Here is a 19,241-nt window from a genome sequence, read left to right on the forward strand (position 1 = left end):
TTTCACAAAAAATATTTATAGGTTGGTAAATTTGTTATCATCGTTTTTTGAGATTTGATAACTTTAAAAAGATATAAAACGACTTAATAAATTTACTGAATGTTTTGTGTATGTATTAATTAGATTTAAATGTCCAAAAACCTAGATTTTACCTTACAGCTGATAGATACTTATTACCGGATTTTGAATTTTCTCTATATCGCTATCAATACATACAAAATCAAAGGCCTCCTGTAGGAAGCCTTCGAAACACCAAATCACAAAATATTAATATGAAAAAAAATATTATAAAGCTGTTGCAGTATAAGTTACTGTTTGCGTATAAGTTCCGGCTGGTTTACCTAAAATGTCGGCTGAAGATGATTTCGCTGCAGGAATCGTGTAATCCAAATTCAACGTTAATGCACTTCCTAGTGGAGCATTCGTAACTAAAGTTTGATCAGTTGCAGATAAAACTACAGCGGTTTTTGTTCCGCCCATTGTTCCGGCAGCTGCAGCAGCTTTGATCGTCAAAACATTTACAGGGATTAAGTTAACTCCATTCATGAAATTAGCACCCCCTGCTTTTACTTTAACGTTAAAGTTCTTCGTTGAAGTAACTTTCAAAGAGTTGGCTTTAGTAATCGTTTGATCAGAGTTATAGTCCGCTGCAGTAACATAGTTAAAATCAACCGTATTACCAATTGCAGTACTTCCGGCGTCTATAGAGATCACATCGTTCAGGGTAATGTTTACTGTTGTTGTTGCGGTTGTATTTTGAGCCTGAACATTGTTAGTTCCTAATACGATTGCTCCAATAGTTAAGGCTGCGATTGCGAATTGTTTTGTCATGATAGTAATATTTAATTTTTTATTTTTATTTAATTGTTCTCTTTTGAACACTACAAATCTACGGCGGCGATAAAAGTTTCTTTGTAGTTGAAAATGGAAGTTCATGTAGTAAAATAACTACACGGTTGATTTCAACGAAAAGCCCTCAACATTTACATGTTGAGGGCTTTTATAAATAATTATTCGTTATAATTACAATGCAGTTGCAGTATAAGTTATTGTTTGCGTATATGTTCCTTTGGGTTTTCCTAGAAGAACCTTTGATGCTTTTTCTGCCGAAATAGAATAAGCAATATTTAAAATTTGGTTTGAACCTAAACTTGCGTTACTTACAAGCACCTGATCATTTGTAGATAAAGTTACCTCATTCATAGTTCCCATTAAGCTTCCCCCTGATATCGCTTTTACCTGTAATACATCTACAGGAATAAGGTTTGCGCCACTTACAAAATTTGCGCCCTCAGATTTTATTTTTACATCGAAATTTTTGGAGGAATTTATGACTAAACTATTGGGTACCGTTACACTTTTTGAAGAATTATAATCTGTTGTATTCACATAATTAAAATCTACAGCGCCTCCTGAGGCAACACTTCCTTCGTCGATTGAAATAATATCTGCTAAATTAATATTGACTGACGTACCCACATGGTCTGAATGTTGCGCCTGAACCTGATGAGTTCCTACTGCTATTAGAGATAGCATGGCGATGAAGATTTGTTTTTTCATAATAGAATAAATTTAAAATTGGTGTAAAATAAATGCTGTTATTCTAATTTAATAGTTCTGTGATACTTGGTTGAATCAAATCTAATACCATTATTTGAAATGACCAAATGCTTTGTTGCTATTTTTTTAGCAATAAATGTTTCACCATCCGCACCAATCTTAAACAGCAACAATTTGCTAAAATATATGGTGTAACTTTATCATTATTAGGAAAATAGAACAAGAAAAGGATCGCTTAAGTTTAATATAATGCAGCCCAATTAACGAAAGAGGAGATTCATTTAAAATCCTAAGGGTAATTTGTATTTGCTCCTTAAATATATTATAACTACAAATAATTTTGTAAGAAACTCATCCTACTTAGCAGGATATTTAATTGTAGGATGAAATATGTATTAATGCAACTATTTCTGCTTTTTTGGAAACTTTACTTAGAATTGATATTGAAAATTTAATTCTATCAAGAATATAATCTCCTCTTAAAGTCTTCGCTTTATCAGTTCTTTAGTCTAAAGAAAAACATTGATCCACTCTGATAATCTTTTAAAGGAATACCCTCCTTATAATTGACCAGCCATTTGTTGAAGTTTACAAACATCTTTGTTTGTAAAGATATCATCTCTCTTCCTGTAATAAGCATCTCTGATAACTTGATCACGTTGAGTACGAAAATTAGAAATTAAAATTTTCAAAAGCGAACTTCTTCTTTTCCATTCAGGACATATTCATTGGCTTTGTTTTTAAAATAAGTTCGTCGTCTTCAGCAATTAGAATTACAATAGTCTTATTATTTATTTATACTAGATCTTTTATTAATTGTAATCCTACTGTTATTTCATGTACTATCTCATGCTCCATAGCATTATAGTCCATGTTTTCTTCAATGCATTTCTCCCAATTGGAAGTTTGTTCTGTGAGCATAATTAAGCCAGCAGTTCCGGCAGTTCCTCTCAGCTTATGAAGAATTTTCTTTAGCTCTTCGGTATTTTTTTGTTTCACCGCCGATTTTATATTTTCTTTAGCTTGATCAAACTCCTGTATCACTAAGTTTAAAAATATCACTTTAAAATCATCATCATCTCCCATCTGCTCGCTCAGAAGATTCATATCCAAATATCCTTCAGGATGTGGTAGGATTTCAGACAATTCCTGAACATCAGTGCCAATATACTTTTTCAGCATTTCTAAAAGATCGTTTTGTCTAAGAGGTTTTGGCAGGAAATCATTCATTCCCGAACTCAGACATTTTTCTTTTTCGCCTACAACGTTTCCTGCGGTAATACCAATAATCGGAACGGCAGAGTATTCCGGCAACAGACGAATCTGTTTTGTAGCTTCAATCCCGTCCATTACCGGCATTTGTACATCCATTAGAACGATATCAAAAAACTGATCACGGCATTGTTCTAATGCCTGCAAACCATCCGTTGCTTCTGTTAGTTTTGCATCTGGAATCAGTGATTTCATCATTCTGTTATTCAGAACCATGTTAACCGGATTATCATCGACAAGCAAAACTTTGGGAGAAGTCATTAGTGGAAAATATTCTTCTTTCTGCACCGACTTAGCGGCAGCCAATTCTTTTTCTGAACTTTTAATTGCACGTCGTAACGTCTTGTATAATTCTTCAGATTTAATAGGTTTTAGCAGAAAATAGGAGCTTTCTTCCTTTCTGAATGAATTGATAACGTCATGCTCTTCAGAAGATGTGTGAAGAATAACGAGAGGAGATGCCTCATTTTGTTCATTAAATAGCTGCTTTATTTTTTCAATTGTTTCTAAGCCTGATATAATCGGCATGTGGTAATCTACCAGAATAATGTCAAAACGCTCGCCGGCTAAAAGTATCTGAAGAGCTTCCATTCCGTTGGCAGCGAGCTTAGAATCTATATTCTTATAAGCAAGCATGTGCTGAAGAATAACCCTGTTTGCTTCATTATCGTCAACAATTAGAACCTTATTAATTTTCAGTATTTCATCTTCGCATTGATCAGAAATTTCAAAAGGAATCTCAATATCAAAATAGAAAACAGAACCTTTCTCAAGTTCACTTACCAAATTAAGATTACTTCCCATATATTTCAAAATGTTATTTGAAATGGTAAGTCCGAGCCCTGTTCCTCCATAACGCTTGCTGATAGAACTGTTTTCCTGAGTGAAAGCATTAAAGATATGCTGCTGTTTTTCCAGAGGAATACCAATTCCTGTATCTCTTACTGAGAATCTCAAATTTATATTTTTATCGTCTGCATTAAGTTTTTCAACTTTAAGCTCAATCTCACCTTGTTCTGTAAATTTTACAGCATTCCCAAGAAGGTTGATCAAAATCTGTTTCAATCGTGTTTCATCAAGCCAGATTGTTTTAGGTAACCCCGGTTCAATATTCAAAAGAAGTTCGATATTTTTTTTCTGAGACTGATAAAGAACTGCATTGATGACCTGGCTCACCATGTCGTACACATTGGATTTCTCTATCAAAAGCTCCATTTTTCCCGATTCAATTTTAGAGAAATCAAGGATGTCATTAATGATATTCAGAAGGTTTTCACCCGACTCATTAATGTAATTGAGATATTGCGTTTGTATTTCATTTAACGGAGTTTGAAGCAAAAGATCAGAAAAACCAATTACACCATTTAATGGAGTCCTTATCTCATGGCTCATATTGGCTAAAAATTCAGACTTGGTTTTGTTGGCAATATCTGCCATCTGCTTTGCATTTTTAAGCTCTTCATTGGTTTTTTCCGACTCCGTAATGTTTTGTGCAGAAACAATAACGCCACCCATAACTTCATCTGAAAGGTACCAAGGGCTTACCACTATATTATAATGTTGTAATCCTTCTTTATGAGGAACTTCCAAAGTCATATTTTTATTTACGTAAGCTTTACCTGCCAGCGCATCTCTATATATTTTCTTCCTTTCATCGGGTACATTAGGCGAAACGGTAAACATATTTTTTCCGATAAGGTCTGTATCATGCATCTGGAATTCATTTTTCCAACTGCTGCTCACTGAAAGATAGTTGAGGTCATTATCTAACATTGCCACTGCAGTAGGAACGTATGTTACAAATGACTGTAGCATGGCTTCTTTCGTAGCCAGTTCGATATATATGTTTTTGAAGGTATCAATATCCTGAATAATCCCAAATACTCTTGTACAAACCTCATCTTCAAATTCAGGTATTCCCTTCACCCTAACCCATATCATCACTCCATCATTACGTATGAGCTGTAATTCTTCATCATAAGGTATCCCTTTTTGTACAGCTGTTTCAAATAATGATTCTACTTTTTTTCTACTTTCTGTACTGTAAAATCCTAATGCATTTTCAAAATCAGGATGAAATGTCTTGTCTACTTTATGTATTTCTTTAGTAGATTGTGACCAAAAAACAGTATTGGCCTTAAGATTGACCTCCCAACCTCCTACTTGAGCTACGGCGCTCGTCTGTTCTAACATCTTCTTAGTGTACAGCAAATCTTTTTCGAGAGACATCCTTTCTGTAACATTCAAAGCTGTACTTACCACATATGGCATTCCTTCTTTATCAGTTTCTACAAGATTATGATACATCCAGACCATTTCTTCTCCTTCCTTAGATTTTAGGATCATGGTTCCCATATCTTCCAGATTGCCGTTGATGTTTTCAAGATACATTTCAAGCAAAGGCCAGTTTTTTTCGGGAACAAGATCTTTCAGATTCAATCCTTTCACCTCTTCTGCCGAATATTGAAGTGTCTTTCTTCCTTTTTCGTTGACAGCAAGGATGTTTCCTTCCATATCATGCATGCTCATCAATCCGATGGCATTTTCAAAAAAGCTTCTAAATCGACGTTCGGAGCTTTCAAGTTTCTGTTTTTCTTCGATTTGTTGGGTAATATTGATACCGAAGCAGAAAATCTCAGAATTGTTTTGATTTTGTTTAAAATACCATTGTACGATAATAGCAGATGCGTCGTTAATGATTGTGGAAGTAGAAAATGTAACTTCCTCCTGAATATCTGGCATCTTATTTACTAAAAGTTGCAATTCGTTATTATGACCACCTACAACGCTCAAAAAACTTTGATCTGGAGTTTCTGTTTTCCTAAACTTGAAAACCTTTTCAAAGACAGGATTAACATCCTTAAGCATCAAATTCTTATCTAGAACACAAATTAGATTATTGGAAATATTAAAAGTCTGCTTAAAATATTCAGCTTCAATGTTTTTTCTTTTTGCGGTCAGTATATTTGTAACTGCACTTCCTATTTTTTGCAGAGCGGTTACCTGCTTTTCTGTTAATATCTTAGGCTTAAAGTCAATCACACACAGAGTTCCTAATGCAAACCCTTCGTCATCTAAAAGAGGGATTCCTGCATAAAAGCGAATTCCACCTTCTAATATCAGAGGATTGTCAGATGATCTTTCGTCTAATAAGGTGTCGTTGATGATGATAACCTCGCCACTTGCAATGGAATATTGGCATAAAGTGCTTTTTCTGTCTACAGAATCAAATGCAAGTCCTATACAGCTTTGGATAACCTGCGTATCGCTTTCCATCATACCAATAAGAGAGGCCGGACAATCGGCAATGAGGCACGCTGTTTCTGCGAAAATATCTAACTGCGGATCTTTTGGCATCTGCAAAAGGTCAAAAAACTTAAGCTTATTAATTCGTCCATATTCATTATCAGGAACAGGGTATTTATCCATATAGTAGCATCTTCTTTTAGAAATGATATTAGTTTTCTTCGGGCTTAAAAATTTAATTATTTTAACTAATAATCGATTATGTAAATAAAATCCTAAATTACAAATTATTTTACACTTAACTGTAAATCTTTATTTCCAGTAGTATAAAAAGTCTGGAGTTGCTATCTTTGTTGGGACAGAATTTTTATACTTTTTGCATCTTTAAGGTTATGATCTTCGGGAGTTTAATCAGCTTTTCATAAATCGTTCAGCTCATTCAACTCTTTCTCTTAAATCTTCATTATCAACCAAACGGTTAACCTATTCCTTTTTGGTTCAAACGAAACAAAGCCATCATTAAAGGTATTGAAACATATTTAAGTTGTTTTCACTAGAGAGAATTAATTATTTTGAAATTTGTAAAATTTGCTGTAAATCTTCTAACAAATATTTCGATATTTCTTCGGTTATGGATAAAAGACAAGCGCAGCCAACTAAAGACCTACTATTCCAATGCAGATTGTTTTTCATCTTTAAAACTAAATTTCGATACAGTTTACAATATCATCAACTAAAAGAAATTATTTCATGAAAATTAGTTTTGTAATTCTTGTTTAATTTTGCTCAATCGAACCAAATCATCGATAAAAGTGTTTGAAGATACGCTCGTCTTGTCACTTAATGAGACAACTATTTGATAGTTGTCTCTTTTTTTATAGACATAACAAATTATTTATCAAACTTTTACAGCTTGACATTTTATGGTTTGAATTTTTTCACTTGAAAACTTTAGCCTATCTAAAATATACAGCCTAAAAATGCTACATCAGAGATTTCATCGGCATTTAAGTATGGTTTGAAATCTCATTAAGTTCTAGTATTTTTTCTCTTTTGGCTTATTATAACTTTTTGATAATAAATATAATAATTCTAATATGATTTTAGCTTCTTTCTCATTTACCTGAACTCCATTCTTGGCTAAAATAATAATTACTTGTTCTGCTGAAACATTCCTATCAATGAAATTCATTTTTCTTATTGTTTTTTCGGTGAGTTTTTTCTGATAATATTTTTGAAAATGCTGGATTTAAATCTAGAGAAAGATCTCCTGTTTTATAATCAATATCAACTGGAGGAATAAGATTCACAAGATATTTTTTATCCTGAGTATCAAACTCTGAAAATTTTTGAAAAACTTCAATCAATGCTTTATTCTCTATTTTATTCTTTTTATCAATAGCATTTAATTTAAGAATAGTATCACGTGCCTCCTTCTTAAGATTTTTAATATTGACACTATTTTCTTTTTTAATTCATTGTAGTCATCAATCTTCAATACTCCCGCAATAAATAATTTTCTACCTCGAGAAAGAGTCAACCACTCCTCTTTTATCTTTCTCTCTATTAATTTTTTAGAGTATAAATAACTTGCTTTCTGAGTTTTTATATTCTGATCTTCTAAAACATTCTTAAATAATTCAATTGAACTATTTGATAGTACTAATTCTTGAAGCCTATTTTGATAGCAATCATTAAGAAAAATAGCATTGATCCTGATCCCGCAGCCATGATGACAAAAATAATATGGATATTGTTTAGACCTGCCTTGTACAAAACATCCAGTCAGTTTTTGATTACAAATAGGACATATCAAGAAACCTCTCAGAAAAATACTCCTCTTAAGTCTTCTTTTCTACCTGTAGTTTTTATTTTTGTACTAATTAAAGATTGAACCTGATAAAATAATGATTCCGATATCAAAGATTCGTGTAAACCTTTTATCATTTGTTCTTCATTAGAATTAAGTTTGATTGAAATAAGTCCACAATAAATTGGATTGCGTATGACCCTGAAAAAATGTGACCTTGAACATATCAATCCTTTATCATTAGCTATTTTTCTGATCTCGGATATTTTTGGTCACTTTGGACAATTTGATTGAAAACCCATTTTATAATTTCGGCTTCCGGCTCTTTAGGAATGATAGCTTTTTTACCATCCATCAATGTCACATTGATATATCCTATTGGTGCTTTATTAGGGTATCTGCCCATCAGCTTCGCTCGCCGAATAACATTAGAAGTATTTTGAGCTCTCCGTGTATTTTCTGCTTCCGGAACGGCTAAATATACAGCCAGCATTACTGTGCTTTCCGGCACGGAGAAATCTATTGGTTGATCAATAGCCATTGCTGTTGTTTTGTACTTCCGAAGCTTTCCAATCATTTCATAAGCATACTCCACATTCCGACTGAATCGGTCCCATTTGATGAATAATATGTTCTTATCCTCTCCTCGTGATTTCTTTTTAACTTCGGAGAATAACTGTTTCCACTCTGGTCGATTAAAATTTTTAGCAGAGTAATCTTCCCGATAAATCCCTTTAACTTCAATATTGTTGTATTTACAATACTTTAGTAATCTATCCTCCTGCTCTGGCAGGGAATAACCTTTTCTTTTTTGTTCATCCGTACTTACACGGACATATAAGTAAGCTGACTTCATATAATTGACAGAAGCGAGTTGACTTTTTACATCCCCTTAATATATCTAAATACATGATTTTATAATGCAAAAAAGATAGCTTTTTTTAGTTCGTAAGATATAAAAGCTTCTTACCAACCAATGATGATTGATAAAACGCGCATACCACAAATTAAGTATAAATACCTATTTTAAAATGACTTAATTTTAATATTTTTATCAAATAATAATACACCATGAATATCACATTAGATCTTTCCACTCAACGGGGATCATGCTTTACGCACGTCTTTATCATACAACGTAGAAAATCACAGTATTGCAAATTAATACCTGCTACAAAATCTTTTATACTTCAATAAAAATCATAAAATAAACTCAAAACTATGAATTACATTAGAAAAAATGGATGGATACAGAATATCGATCCTTCAGATCAATCAAAAGGAAATTTTAGAAATGAAGAAACGTATTGGTACGCTGTAGGAGTTTACTTCCTTCAGCAAATACCAATTTCAGAACCAACTAGCTGGTGGTTTTATGCAGCTATTCATGGTCAATATGTAACTGAATCAGCTAAAATAAAAAATAAGAATAAATATCTCAATTGGGATAATATTGCCTACATTGATCAAGACATGATTAAAGATTTTCCCGATGAATCTATTCAAAAAAAATATTGGGATCAATGTCAACATGGAACTTGGTATTTCTCGGCTTGGCATAGAGGATATTTGGTGTCTTTAGAAAAACTATTAAGAGATGTTATTGTTTCGAAAGGAGGACCAGAAAATTGGGCTTTACCATATTGGGATATTGTAAATGAAAAATCAATTCCGTTTGAATTTTCCGCTGAAGCTAAATTTATTTTTGATGGAAGCGAATTAAAAAATCCATTATATGTTAAGGAACGTTATGGTACAGGAATTGACAATCGTGTTAATAATAATTGTCAAAATACTAATTTTTTTACATCCATAAAAAATATAATAGTTGGATATGGTGGCGGTAAGACTGATTTTTCTCATAATGGTAATTTTACGGGTAAACTAGAAAGTAATCCGCATAATATTGGTCATGTTGAAATTGGCTCAGAAAATACAAATCACCAAAGTGGTCTAATGTCTGTACCCAATACGGCAGCTTTAGATCCTATATTTTATTATCATCATTCAAATATTGATAGATTATGGAACTCATGGAATAAAATGAGAAATGAGAATCCTGTAGTTCCAAATTGGCTTAATGGTCCTACATCAATGGGTGATCGAATTTTTATAATGCCATACCCAAACAATTGGAAATACGCTCCAAAAGATGTTAATGATGTAGATCAAATCAATGTACAGGGGGAAAATTACAGCTATAATTATGATAATCTTGTAAAAATCTTTAAAAATATGGAAGGTATTAATAATAAATTATCGGAAAACGAAAATAACCAACCTGAACTTCTTATAGCTACAGAAAATGTTAATGTTTTTAATAGTAAAGTTTTTCAACCGGAATTTCCTTCAATTAATAATTTACAATTAAAGAAATCGAATAATATTGATTTAAATAGCAGATACTTTTTATTATTAGAAGGTGTAAAAGGAACTCGTGATTCAAATATTATCGATGTTTTTATTAAAAATAAACTGGTTGAATCTATTGGTCTATTTGGTTTGTCCTCCGCGAGTGACGAAAATTCTCATCAAGGTGGAAACGGGCTAAATTTTAGTATAGAGATTACCAATATATTAAAGACTATCAACAATTTAAACAATATAATACAGTCGGTACATCTTCAATTAGAACATGACTTAAACAAAGATTCATTAACTATCGATAGAGTTAGTATTTATAAATTATAATATCAAGCCATTTATGATTAAAAAAACACTATGGACGATGAGTATTATTACCTGGATTATACTTTTGTTTAATCCAGGTAATATCATGACCATGGAACACTGTCATGTATCATCAGCTGGCCCATCTATGCAATCTTTCAAAATGTTATTAGAAATGAACCCAATATCTAATCAACTTTTAGGATGGACATTAATGGTGATTGCGATGATGTTGCCTAAACTGATTTCACATCTTGAATTATTGAGTTTTCAGACTTTCTCAAAATATCGTTTCATTAATTGTTTAAGCTTTATTTTAGGATATTTAGCGACATGGTCTGTTGTAGGATTTGGAATGGTGTGGATTATTATAGGGTTTAATTTAAAATTTCCAAACTCATTTGTCCCTGCAATTATAGTTGGAGTTTTAACATTAATATGGCAATTCTCACCTTGGAAACAGATTTTTTTAAATAAATGCCATAAACACACAATAGTAAGTTCAAGATTTTTAAAAGGTATTTATGAGGCTTTTAAATATGGGTCCACACATGGATTATACTGTGTTGGCGCAGGTTGGGGATTGATGTTATTCCCTATGCTTTTACCTTTTGGTCATAATTTAGCCATGATTTTAGTAACTATTATTATGCTAACAGAGCATATGGAACATCCTCGAGTTCCTAAATGGGAAATTAATTTCAGACTAAAATTTTACAAATTTATATGGTACAAAGTGAGATTTGTAAAATTGTGTAATAATTTTTTTTAGTTATCACTACAGAATCTTATTGCAATTTAAAAAAAACAATCAACTAAAAAAACTAATAACCTAAATAACCATGAAATCAAAATTTAAAAAACTGATGCTTTTGAGCATTACAACAGCTACTTTACTGGGGCTTACATCTTGTAAAAAAGAAACTTACTCTACAACTAAAACAAGCTTAGTAAGTATTTTTGAAGATTACAATAAGAATAACGAAATTAAAAATACAGTTGATACCATAGTTCTTGACAATGATCAAATGTTTGTGGACTGGTCTTGGCAAAAATTTTTATGGTTAACGTCAAATTCCGAAGATAATGTTCCTGTATTTATGAAAGAATTAAAACAGGTTAATGATTTTGGTGAAGAAATAAAAATAGATTCTTTAAAAAAGAAAGGATTACCATCTTCATATATAAAAGATGGTAAATTACCATTAATCTTAGATTTGTATCAACAGGCAGACGGAACAAAATTGAGTAGCAAGAGCAATTCTCTCGTAAGATATTCGATACATGCTAATGACGGAATATTAGAGATGTTTAATTCAGCCAATGCATCATCAATTATTAGCCAAGCAGCTGAAATACTAAAAAATGACAGCTTAAAGCGTTCTATTCGTGAGAGTAAAGATCAATATCCAGTTGGTGCTACCGAAATTAAAATAGCCTGGATAGAAACATCTCAAGTAGTAGATTCTACTAAAACTTTTAATATAACTGCAATTGTTAATCAACCTAATAAAAACTTTTACGAAAATTATAATAACGCTGAGCTGCAAAGAATGTCTATGATTGGCTTTCATATATTTACAGTTACAGCAGAGCACCCTGAAGGCGTGTGGTCAACTTTTGATCAACGAGATTTAGCACCAGATAGAACAAGTTTTCATGGAGACCCTGTAAATTCTAAATCAGATAAATACACATTATTCGATGGAGGTGCTGTTGGAAATACAGAAGATGGAATTATTCAAGATAAGACCACTCTTACTCCAAAAGTTAAAAATAAAGTATTTCAATCCTATCCTGAAGGAGTTAGATACAATCAGGCATCTCAAGGAATGGAGGTTATTAAAGAAGATAAAGAGTTTGCTACAATGATTAAATCTAGTAACGAATTAGCTAAAAAAGCCCTTACGAATGATAAAGTTAAAATATGGGCGAACTATAAATTTGTCGGCTCTATATGGTCAAAAACTAATGCTCCAATTAATGAGTTGCTAGATGGAGATTTATCAAAACCATATGGTACCGGTAATGGGCAAAGTTTTGGTAGTTTAAATTTAGCAAATATCACTATGGAAACCACATTCCAAACAGGAGGAATGAATTGTTTTACTTGTCACTCGATGAATAATAATTTATATAGGACAAATACATCAAAAAAAATAAATGTTAAGTCTCCTTTAATTAGCTCACACTTATTTGAGAAATACGCAGAATTAAAAGCAGCATTATTAGCAAGTCAAGGAGCAGCCAAAACTGACATTAATAAAGAATTGAATACTAATACAATAAAATCTTCTAATAATATAGATGAAATTAATAAGTTAAAAAATAGCATAAGGGAATCATCTCGTGAAGAAGCTAGAGAATTACTTAAAAAGTAGTTATAATACCCTTAAAATACTGGATCGATATTTAATTTTAAAAATATTTACTTTAAACAAGTCCAAAAAAAGAATATACAAATTCGATCCAGTATTTAAGACAAAAGTAGCTCTACAAAAAGTTAAATAACAAATTAATTAAAACTAAAAAAATGGAAAAAAAATACATATCCGATCTTAAAGCTCAGTTCATAGATACGTACCAAAAAGTTATGATAGAAAATGGTGCAAACCCAGCACCAAGAGCCGTATTCAGAAAACAACATGGTGTAATACATGGAGAATTAAGTTTAACCAATAGCTTACCGGTTGAAAAATTAGTAGGTGATCTTGGTTTCTTTGGAATTAAAGATAATTTCAAGTGTGTACTGCGTTTTTCAAGTGATACAGCCCCTAAAAAAACAGATGTAAAGTCTACCATTGGTTTGGGTTTAAAGATCTTTGATCTACCGAATAATGCTGAAGGGTTTGGTGGAGCAAATACAGACTTTATATTTCAAAATATTGATGTGTTTTTTGCTCAAAATGCACAACAAATGGTAGAATTCACTCAAATTTCCTCTTCTGGTGATATCAACCAATTAAATGAATATTATAGAGAAAACAAAGAATTGAAACGTATTTTAGACCAAATGGAAAAATACGAAGACAGTTGTTTAACTACTGCATACTACACTATAATACCATTCCGATTAGGTGAAAAACATATGATAAAACTACGGCTTAAACCAGCAGTTGAAGAAAATTTCCCTGTCATCATGAAGCAGAAAGACTATCTAGCTAAAGATTTACAGCAAAAATTATCTAATAATTCTTACCAATTTATTCTTGAAGGACAGATTAAAGAGATCGATGAAAAAATAGCAGATAATCTACAATTAAAATGGGATGAAAGTTTTATTGAAATTGGTAGATTAATCCTTCCCAAACAAGATTTGAATCTGATTGGAGTAAAAGAACTTGGTGATCATATTAATTTTAATTGTTGGCGTATAAATTCATTAAACCAACCTCTGGGTAGTATTGCTGAAGCAAGAAGAGATGTTTACAAATATGGTGCAGAAACGAGATACAGTGCTAATGGTTTAGAGTTCAGAGAACCTCAAGGAGAAATTTGCCCTTTTCATGCGCAAAATAAAGACGAAAAAATAGTTGACCACGAAATTGTGAGTGCGGCAATATATCCTTCAATAGGCATTATGCGTGTAGGAAATAGTGATGAGTACTATATAGGGCCACAAGTTCCAGAACCCATAATGTCAAATGATCTTTCTTTTTATAGAGATAGAGAAGGCAAAATTAAAAGACAAGCAGCAGAATTTAGAATATATGGTCTGAATATTAAAGGAGAAGTTGTAAAAGAACTTACCCATCCTGATATTAAAGACAAAGTTGAAATTAGCTGGTCTTGCCATTTAGCTAACCAAAAAGCAGCTTGGTATCAATTTAATCTTGCATTAGATATTCCGGAAGCAAATGAAGATGAATATAAATTTTCATTTAAAAGAAATTCTGATGTCTTGGATCGTATGAGTCTTGTTATTGATGGAGGTATAAAAATTATAAATAGTAAATCAATCAGCAAATCAGCAAAATTTGGAGGGAAGTTTTTAAAAAATACAGAAGTTTATCTTGGAGAAATATTTTTCGATAAGACTTCATCAAATTCCAAAAGATTACATGTACTTGGAGGTAAAGGTATATCTAAAAGTGTTAAAAATGAAATTGCTTTAGATTTTGCAAATAATGATGGTTGGTATGATGATACCTCTGATGGACCGGTAACAGCCATTGTAAAATTCAATAATAAGGAAATTAATGTAAAACCAGCTTGGGTAATTTGTGCACCTCCAGATTATGCGCCTATGCAACAATCAGTACGAACAGTCTGGGATTTAATGAGAGATTTATCTGTAAGAGAGCTCAACTTGCCTGCTCCAATTAGTCCTTCATTCTCTTATGATATATTTCCCATCTTTAAGAGAATGACAGAACTACAATGGGTAAACAAAGGTTTTTTAACTACTTTTGGGTTTAATGGAGCTTATAATTTCAATGAAAATATATGGATTGAAAAATTAAGAGACGGAACAATGAATAACTTAGAATTCAGAAGACAAATGTTTAATCAGTTTAGGCAATTTGATCTCCCGGGTTCTCAATCTCCAGCTTTATGGCCTTGGTTATATGGAGATGCTACGGAAATAGTAGGAAGCGGAAGCCCTAGACAGCATAGTACACTTACAAATTTGCAAATCAAAATGTTGCAGCAATGGGTAGATGGCAATTTTATTGACGATTGGGATAAATATAAAACCAATTATATTAATCCTAAACCTTTAGATAAATATCCTGTAGAAGAGCAGGCTGATTTACTTACAAGAGCTGCTTTAGATTTTTGTTTAGCAGATGCTTTCCATCCAGGTTGCGAAATGACATGGCCGATAAGAATATCTTCTATGTATGATTCTCCTTTTAGATTGAAATTTGATAGAGATAATCTTATTAAAGACAATCTTGATTACGGTCCTTTTATAGATCAAACGTTACTTAATAAAATAGTTAACCCTTTCGAATTTCAAGTTGCAGGTGGTATAACACGTTGGATGGCTATTCCTTGGCAAACAGATACAGCCTCTTGTAAAGACGGATACGACAGTTCATATGACTCTTATATTCCAACATTTTGGCCAGCACGAGTGCCTAATGAAATTATTACTTACAAGCAATTTAAAGCTTTACAAGAAAAACAAGGAAATCCAGAAGAGCAATTAGAGATATTTAATCAACGTTTTGAGTGGTTAGAAGATTTACCGGGTAAACCCACCATTTATTCCCCATATCAAGAGATTATTAATAAAATGATTACTCATTTTGATTCTGTGGGCACAGTGTTACCTATGAAATTAGACGAAACAAATACGAATAATGATAACACTAAAGTTCCAGATACGGTACAAGTTGCTTTAACCAGCTCATACACTAAAATTATAAATATCATTTTAAAAGAGACCAGACAAAATCTAATAGATAATGTCGCAAAAGATAAGGTAATTGAAATAATATCAGATAATGTATTAAATTCTTCCAGATTACAAATTGACGAAGATCTAAAAAAAGAAGCGGAGCATATATTAAATAACTCAGAAGCATTAGAAAATCTACTGTCAAAAGTTCAAGAAATGAATGAAAATTTACAAATAGAATATGTTAAACCAAATGAAAAAATAGTAACTATTCATGAAAGATTTAGAAGACGTTTTAATTCTTAATAATGAATAACTATTTTGACATTATAATTATTGGAGGAGGTATAGCAGGGTGTATCGCTGCTATGCACCTCCATCCTTTTTATAAAATTTTAGTCATTGAAAAACCAGAAAACACAAATGTTTTACATGGGGAAACTTTAGTTGCATCTAGTAAACGTATTTTTAGTGAATTAGGAATTGATATTGATGCAATAATGCAAAATCCATTGATTGGTAAACCTACAATTGGTATGCAATCATATTGGGGAACCCCTCATCCCATCATGCAAGATAGTATACAGAATCCTGAAGGTCACGGCTGGTCTATCGATAAGAATAATTTTGTAAATGAATTACAAAAAATAACAAGCGAGCGAGGTATTAAGATCATTAGAGAAAATATCATTAGTGTTGTAGAAGAGTCTCAACAATGGGCTTTGATCACAAAGACCAAGGAGGGTTTTGAAAATAATTATCAAGCTAAATTTATCATAGATGCTTCAGGACGTAGAAGTTTGATGGCTCAAAAAATGAACATTAAGCATCTCAAAAAAGATCAACTTATTGGAATTCATGGAAGTATATACATCCCAACTCTAAAAGAACTTTCTACAATCTATACTGTTGAAAATGGATGGTGGTATATTGCTAAACTACCTAATAATAAACACTTGATCAGTTTCTTTACAGATTCCGACTTATGCGATAAAAAGTTGACAAAAGATGGAGAATTTTTTAAAAATTATTTTTTAGCTGAAAAAGATTTAATTAAAATTTTAGAAATTAAAGAAGAAATATTAGATTATGAATTTTTAGGTACAAAAGCATCACATTCGTCCTATCTTAAATTTCCAATACAATCGAATTGGATAGCAATTGGAGATGCATGTTTAACCTTTGATCCATTATCCTCTCAAGGAATGTTTAATGCTTTAGCAATGGCCGCACAATACTCCAAATTGATAATTAAATCGAATGTAGTTCATACCTTATCACGAAACATTAAAAATGCATTTATAGCAGAATACAATCGTATTGCCGAAAATATTTGGTCTCGTTATGAATATCATCATTACATCTATTACAAGATGGAAAAAAGATGGCCAAACCAATTATTTTGGAATAGGCGTCACTATCTTAAATAAGCACTATTGATGAAATTGAGTTATGAGATTTACTTAAAATTAATTCTAATTGGACGCTAAATTAGTACATCCAGTACCAGATAAATTTTATTTGTTTATAATTTTACACGACAATCGAAGTAAACTAAAGCCTAATAAGTCAACATCAATTATTTCAAATGTTTAAAATTATATTGCAAAAAACTTTATAACTACAAAAAATTAATAATAGTCAATTCTTGTTTAATTTGGCTTAATCGAACCAAATCATCGATAAAAGTGTTTGAAGATACGCTCGTCTTGGTCACAAGACCGACATTTGAAGTTTTTCCACTTCTTTGTCGGTTTTTTCATTTCATAACCCACTGTTATAGTGATAGATACATTGGGCAACGATATTCATTTTAGGTGTTTGAAAACTTTTTCCGTTAAATTCAACTTTTTGAGGAAATATCAAACACCCTATGGTTCTTTGTGTTTGCAAATCACCCTGCTGGTGGAGGTTTAAGGTAATAATAGTTTTTCCGGAAGGATGTATAGGTTCAAAAATATATCGCCTTTTAATCTTACGCTTAAGGCTTCAGATGGGAATACTTTGAGGTCAGACGTATCTTCGTCTAGTACATTAGTTATTTCTAGTGGTGTTTATGTTGAATTGGTCAATAATAATAATAATAATAATACTGGTGGAACTTGGGATGTTTCCTTCTCTGCATTTCCAAAACCCACTGATTATCAACCTTATGTTACACAGGTTCCCATTCCTCCCACAACATCATCAGGGATTCCGGATTGGACGAATCATATGAATACAAATTATGATTCTGGAATTCCTTCTGATACATGGTGGGTTTTAGAAAAGAAAACTACTCAATCTAGTCATACAGCAGCTCAACATGGAGCAAGCAGAGTTACAGTAATTTATGAATATCAAGGAGCTCCGTTTGACATTACGAAAACATACCCAGTTCTGACTACTGTTGCTAGTATACCAACAATTGGATCAAAGAATATGAATTCCTTACAAGGAGATTATGGTGTATATTCAGCATCTGTTGTCAGTCTTCAAAATGATGCGACCTCAGGAAAAACAAGGCTTACTGTTACAATTGCACTGATGAGTGAAGTAGATCCTGCATCTGATTATTGGGATGATGTTTCTCTAAATATTTCCTTACTAAAAAAAATGAATTAGATTTTAAACGATTATAATGTTAAATTGTCACTATATACTTTTTAAGTACAAGAGAAAAACTGTAACACGTTAAGATTCATTTTCTTGATTTAACCATCAAACTCTTTACAAAAATCATCAATTTGTATAAAAACATTTGTAATTTGGTCTTTCAAATCCATAGCAGTAATTCGTTTAAATATTTGAATTTCAGAAACTTAAATATACGAATTATTGCTATTTTACACAAATTTCATTTTCTATTCTTATCCCGAACTCAGGTTAGTTGAGTTAATCCGAACAACTTCTTTGCGTATTCACTTAATATCTATAGGGTTTTAATTTCAATACATTTATTTGTAATATCATATTCCAAATAAATTCTATTTTGAATTACAAATGGACAAAGAACAATAAAATTTTCATATTCATGTTGTTTTTCAAATTTAAAATGAGATTATTTAATAATTAAACGACCTCTTTTATTGGATATTATGTGAACTTCATTCACATGCAAATGTCCAACAAACGAAATAGATAGATTATTAAATTTCGGTGACAATATACTTGAATGTACCAAATTATATCTTTGTATAAAATATGGTGTTAATATATTTGAATGTACATAGTCAGAACTGATTAAAACCACGAATTATACTTCATAAATGTTACTTAGTATTTAGTAAATTAAATTAAAGCTCATTTTGTTATAGCTGGTACACCAAAGTATATTGTTATCTAATAAAAATAGTG

Annotated in this window: 12 protein-coding genes; 6 read left to right on the top strand and 6 right to left on the bottom strand. The window is 31.7% G+C overall.

The window, feature by feature from the left end; genetic code table 11:
• Positions 1–285: 285 nt before the first annotated feature.
• The 6 genes from EAG08_RS03830 to EAG08_RS21810 all read right to left on the bottom strand — a co-directional run bounded on the left by EAG08_RS03830 (position 286) and on the right by EAG08_RS21810 (position 8,744).
• Entirely contained in the window at positions 286–831 is a 546-nt protein-coding gene (locus EAG08_RS03830) for a peptidoglycan-binding protein LysM (RefSeq protein ID WP_129534300.1), read from the bottom strand.
• Between the two features lie 192 nt (positions 832–1,023).
• A complete protein-coding gene (locus EAG08_RS03835; RefSeq protein WP_129534301.1) occupies positions 1,024–1,560 on the bottom strand; it encodes a peptidoglycan-binding protein LysM in 537 nt (178 codons plus the stop codon).
• A 795-nt stretch (positions 1,561–2,355) separates the two neighbouring features.
• A complete protein-coding gene (locus EAG08_RS03840; RefSeq protein WP_129534302.1) occupies positions 2,356–6,261 on the bottom strand; it encodes a response regulator in 3,906 nt (1,301 codons plus the stop codon).
• A gap of 853 nt (positions 6,262–7,114) precedes the next feature.
• The gene (locus tag EAG08_RS03845) at positions 7,115–7,270 is read right to left on the bottom strand and encodes a PTS sugar transporter subunit IIBC (RefSeq protein ID WP_129534303.1); all 156 of its coding nucleotides are present in this window, start codon (positions 7,268–7,270) and stop codon (positions 7,115–7,117) included.
• 632 nt (positions 7,271–7,902) lie between these two features.
• Positions 7,903–8,118 carry a recombinase family protein gene (locus EAG08_RS21805; protein WP_228446758.1) on the bottom strand — a complete coding sequence of 72 codons (216 nt, stop codon included), beginning with the start codon at positions 8,116–8,118 and terminating at the stop codon, positions 7,903–7,905.
• 14 nt (positions 8,119–8,132) lie between these two features.
• Complete coding sequence (locus EAG08_RS21810) at positions 8,133–8,744, bottom strand: recombinase family protein (RefSeq protein ID WP_228446759.1); 612 nt, start codon at positions 8,742–8,744, stop codon at positions 8,133–8,135.
• 365 nt (positions 8,745–9,109) lie between these two features.
• On the opposite strand from EAG08_RS21810, the gene EAG08_RS03855 reads away from it, so the two are divergent.
• The 6 genes from EAG08_RS03855 to EAG08_RS03880 all read left to right on the top strand — a co-directional run bounded on the left by EAG08_RS03855 (position 9,110) and on the right by EAG08_RS03880 (position 18,509).
• Positions 9,110–10,579, top strand: coding sequence for a tyrosinase family protein (locus EAG08_RS03855; RefSeq protein WP_129534304.1), 1,470 nt, complete (start codon positions 9,110–9,112; stop codon positions 10,577–10,579).
• A gap of 37 nt (positions 10,580–10,616) precedes the next feature.
• Positions 10,617–11,330: a DUF2182 domain-containing protein gene (locus EAG08_RS03860; protein WP_164998518.1), complete on the top strand. Its 714-nt coding sequence runs from the start codon at positions 10,617–10,619 to the stop codon at positions 11,328–11,330.
• Between the two features lie 70 nt (positions 11,331–11,400).
• Positions 11,401–12,939: a hypothetical protein gene (locus EAG08_RS03865; RefSeq protein WP_129534306.1), complete on the top strand. Its 1,539-nt coding sequence runs from the start codon at positions 11,401–11,403 to the stop codon at positions 12,937–12,939.
• Between the two features lie 152 nt (positions 12,940–13,091).
• A complete protein-coding gene (locus tag EAG08_RS03870; protein WP_129534307.1) occupies positions 13,092–16,211 on the top strand; it encodes a LodA/GoxA family CTQ-dependent oxidase in 3,120 nt (1,039 codons plus the stop codon).
• 2 nt (positions 16,212–16,213) lie between these two features.
• A complete protein-coding gene (locus EAG08_RS03875; RefSeq protein ID WP_129534308.1) occupies positions 16,214–17,335 on the top strand; it encodes an NAD(P)/FAD-dependent oxidoreductase in 1,122 nt (373 codons plus the stop codon).
• Positions 17,336–17,846: 511 nt separating this feature from the next.
• Positions 17,847–18,509, top strand: a complete 663-nt coding sequence (locus tag EAG08_RS03880) for a hypothetical protein (RefSeq protein WP_129534309.1) — start codon at positions 17,847–17,849, stop codon at positions 18,507–18,509.
• Positions 18,510–19,241 lie beyond the last annotated feature (732 nt).

This window comes from Chryseobacterium sp. 3008163 (assembly GCF_003669035.1).
Taxonomy (GTDB): domain Bacteria; phylum Bacteroidota; class Bacteroidia; order Flavobacteriales; family Weeksellaceae; genus Chryseobacterium.

Coding starts and splice junctions, on each gene's coding strand:
- EAG08_RS03830 (WP_129534300.1), bottom strand. CDS start 831: ATGACAAAACAATTCGCAATCGCAGCCTTAACTATTGGAGCAATCGTA.
- EAG08_RS03835 (WP_129534301.1), bottom strand. CDS start 1,560: ATGAAAAAACAAATCTTCATCGCCATGCTATCTCTAATAGCAGTAGGA.
- EAG08_RS03840 (WP_129534302.1), bottom strand. CDS start 6,261: ATGGATAAATACCCTGTTCCTGATAATGAATATGGACGAATTAATAAG.
- EAG08_RS03845 (WP_129534303.1), bottom strand. CDS start 7,270: ATGAATTTCATTGATAGGAATGTTTCAGCAGAACAAGTAATTATTATT.
- EAG08_RS21810 (WP_228446759.1), bottom strand. CDS start 8,744: ATGAAGTCAGCTTACTTATATGTCCGTGTAAGTACGGATGAACAAAAA.
- EAG08_RS03855 (WP_129534304.1), top strand. CDS start 9,110: ATGAATTACATTAGAAAAAATGGATGGATACAGAATATCGATCCTTCA.
- EAG08_RS03860 (WP_164998518.1), top strand. CDS start 10,617: ATGAGTATTATTACCTGGATTATACTTTTGTTTAATCCAGGTAATATC.
- EAG08_RS03865 (WP_129534306.1), top strand. CDS start 11,401: ATGAAATCAAAATTTAAAAAACTGATGCTTTTGAGCATTACAACAGCT.
- EAG08_RS03870 (WP_129534307.1), top strand. CDS start 13,092: ATGGAAAAAAAATACATATCCGATCTTAAAGCTCAGTTCATAGATACG.
- EAG08_RS03875 (WP_129534308.1), top strand. CDS start 16,214: ATGAATAACTATTTTGACATTATAATTATTGGAGGAGGTATAGCAGGG.
- EAG08_RS03880 (WP_129534309.1), top strand. CDS start 17,847: ATGTATAGGTTCAAAAATATATCGCCTTTTAATCTTACGCTTAAGGCT.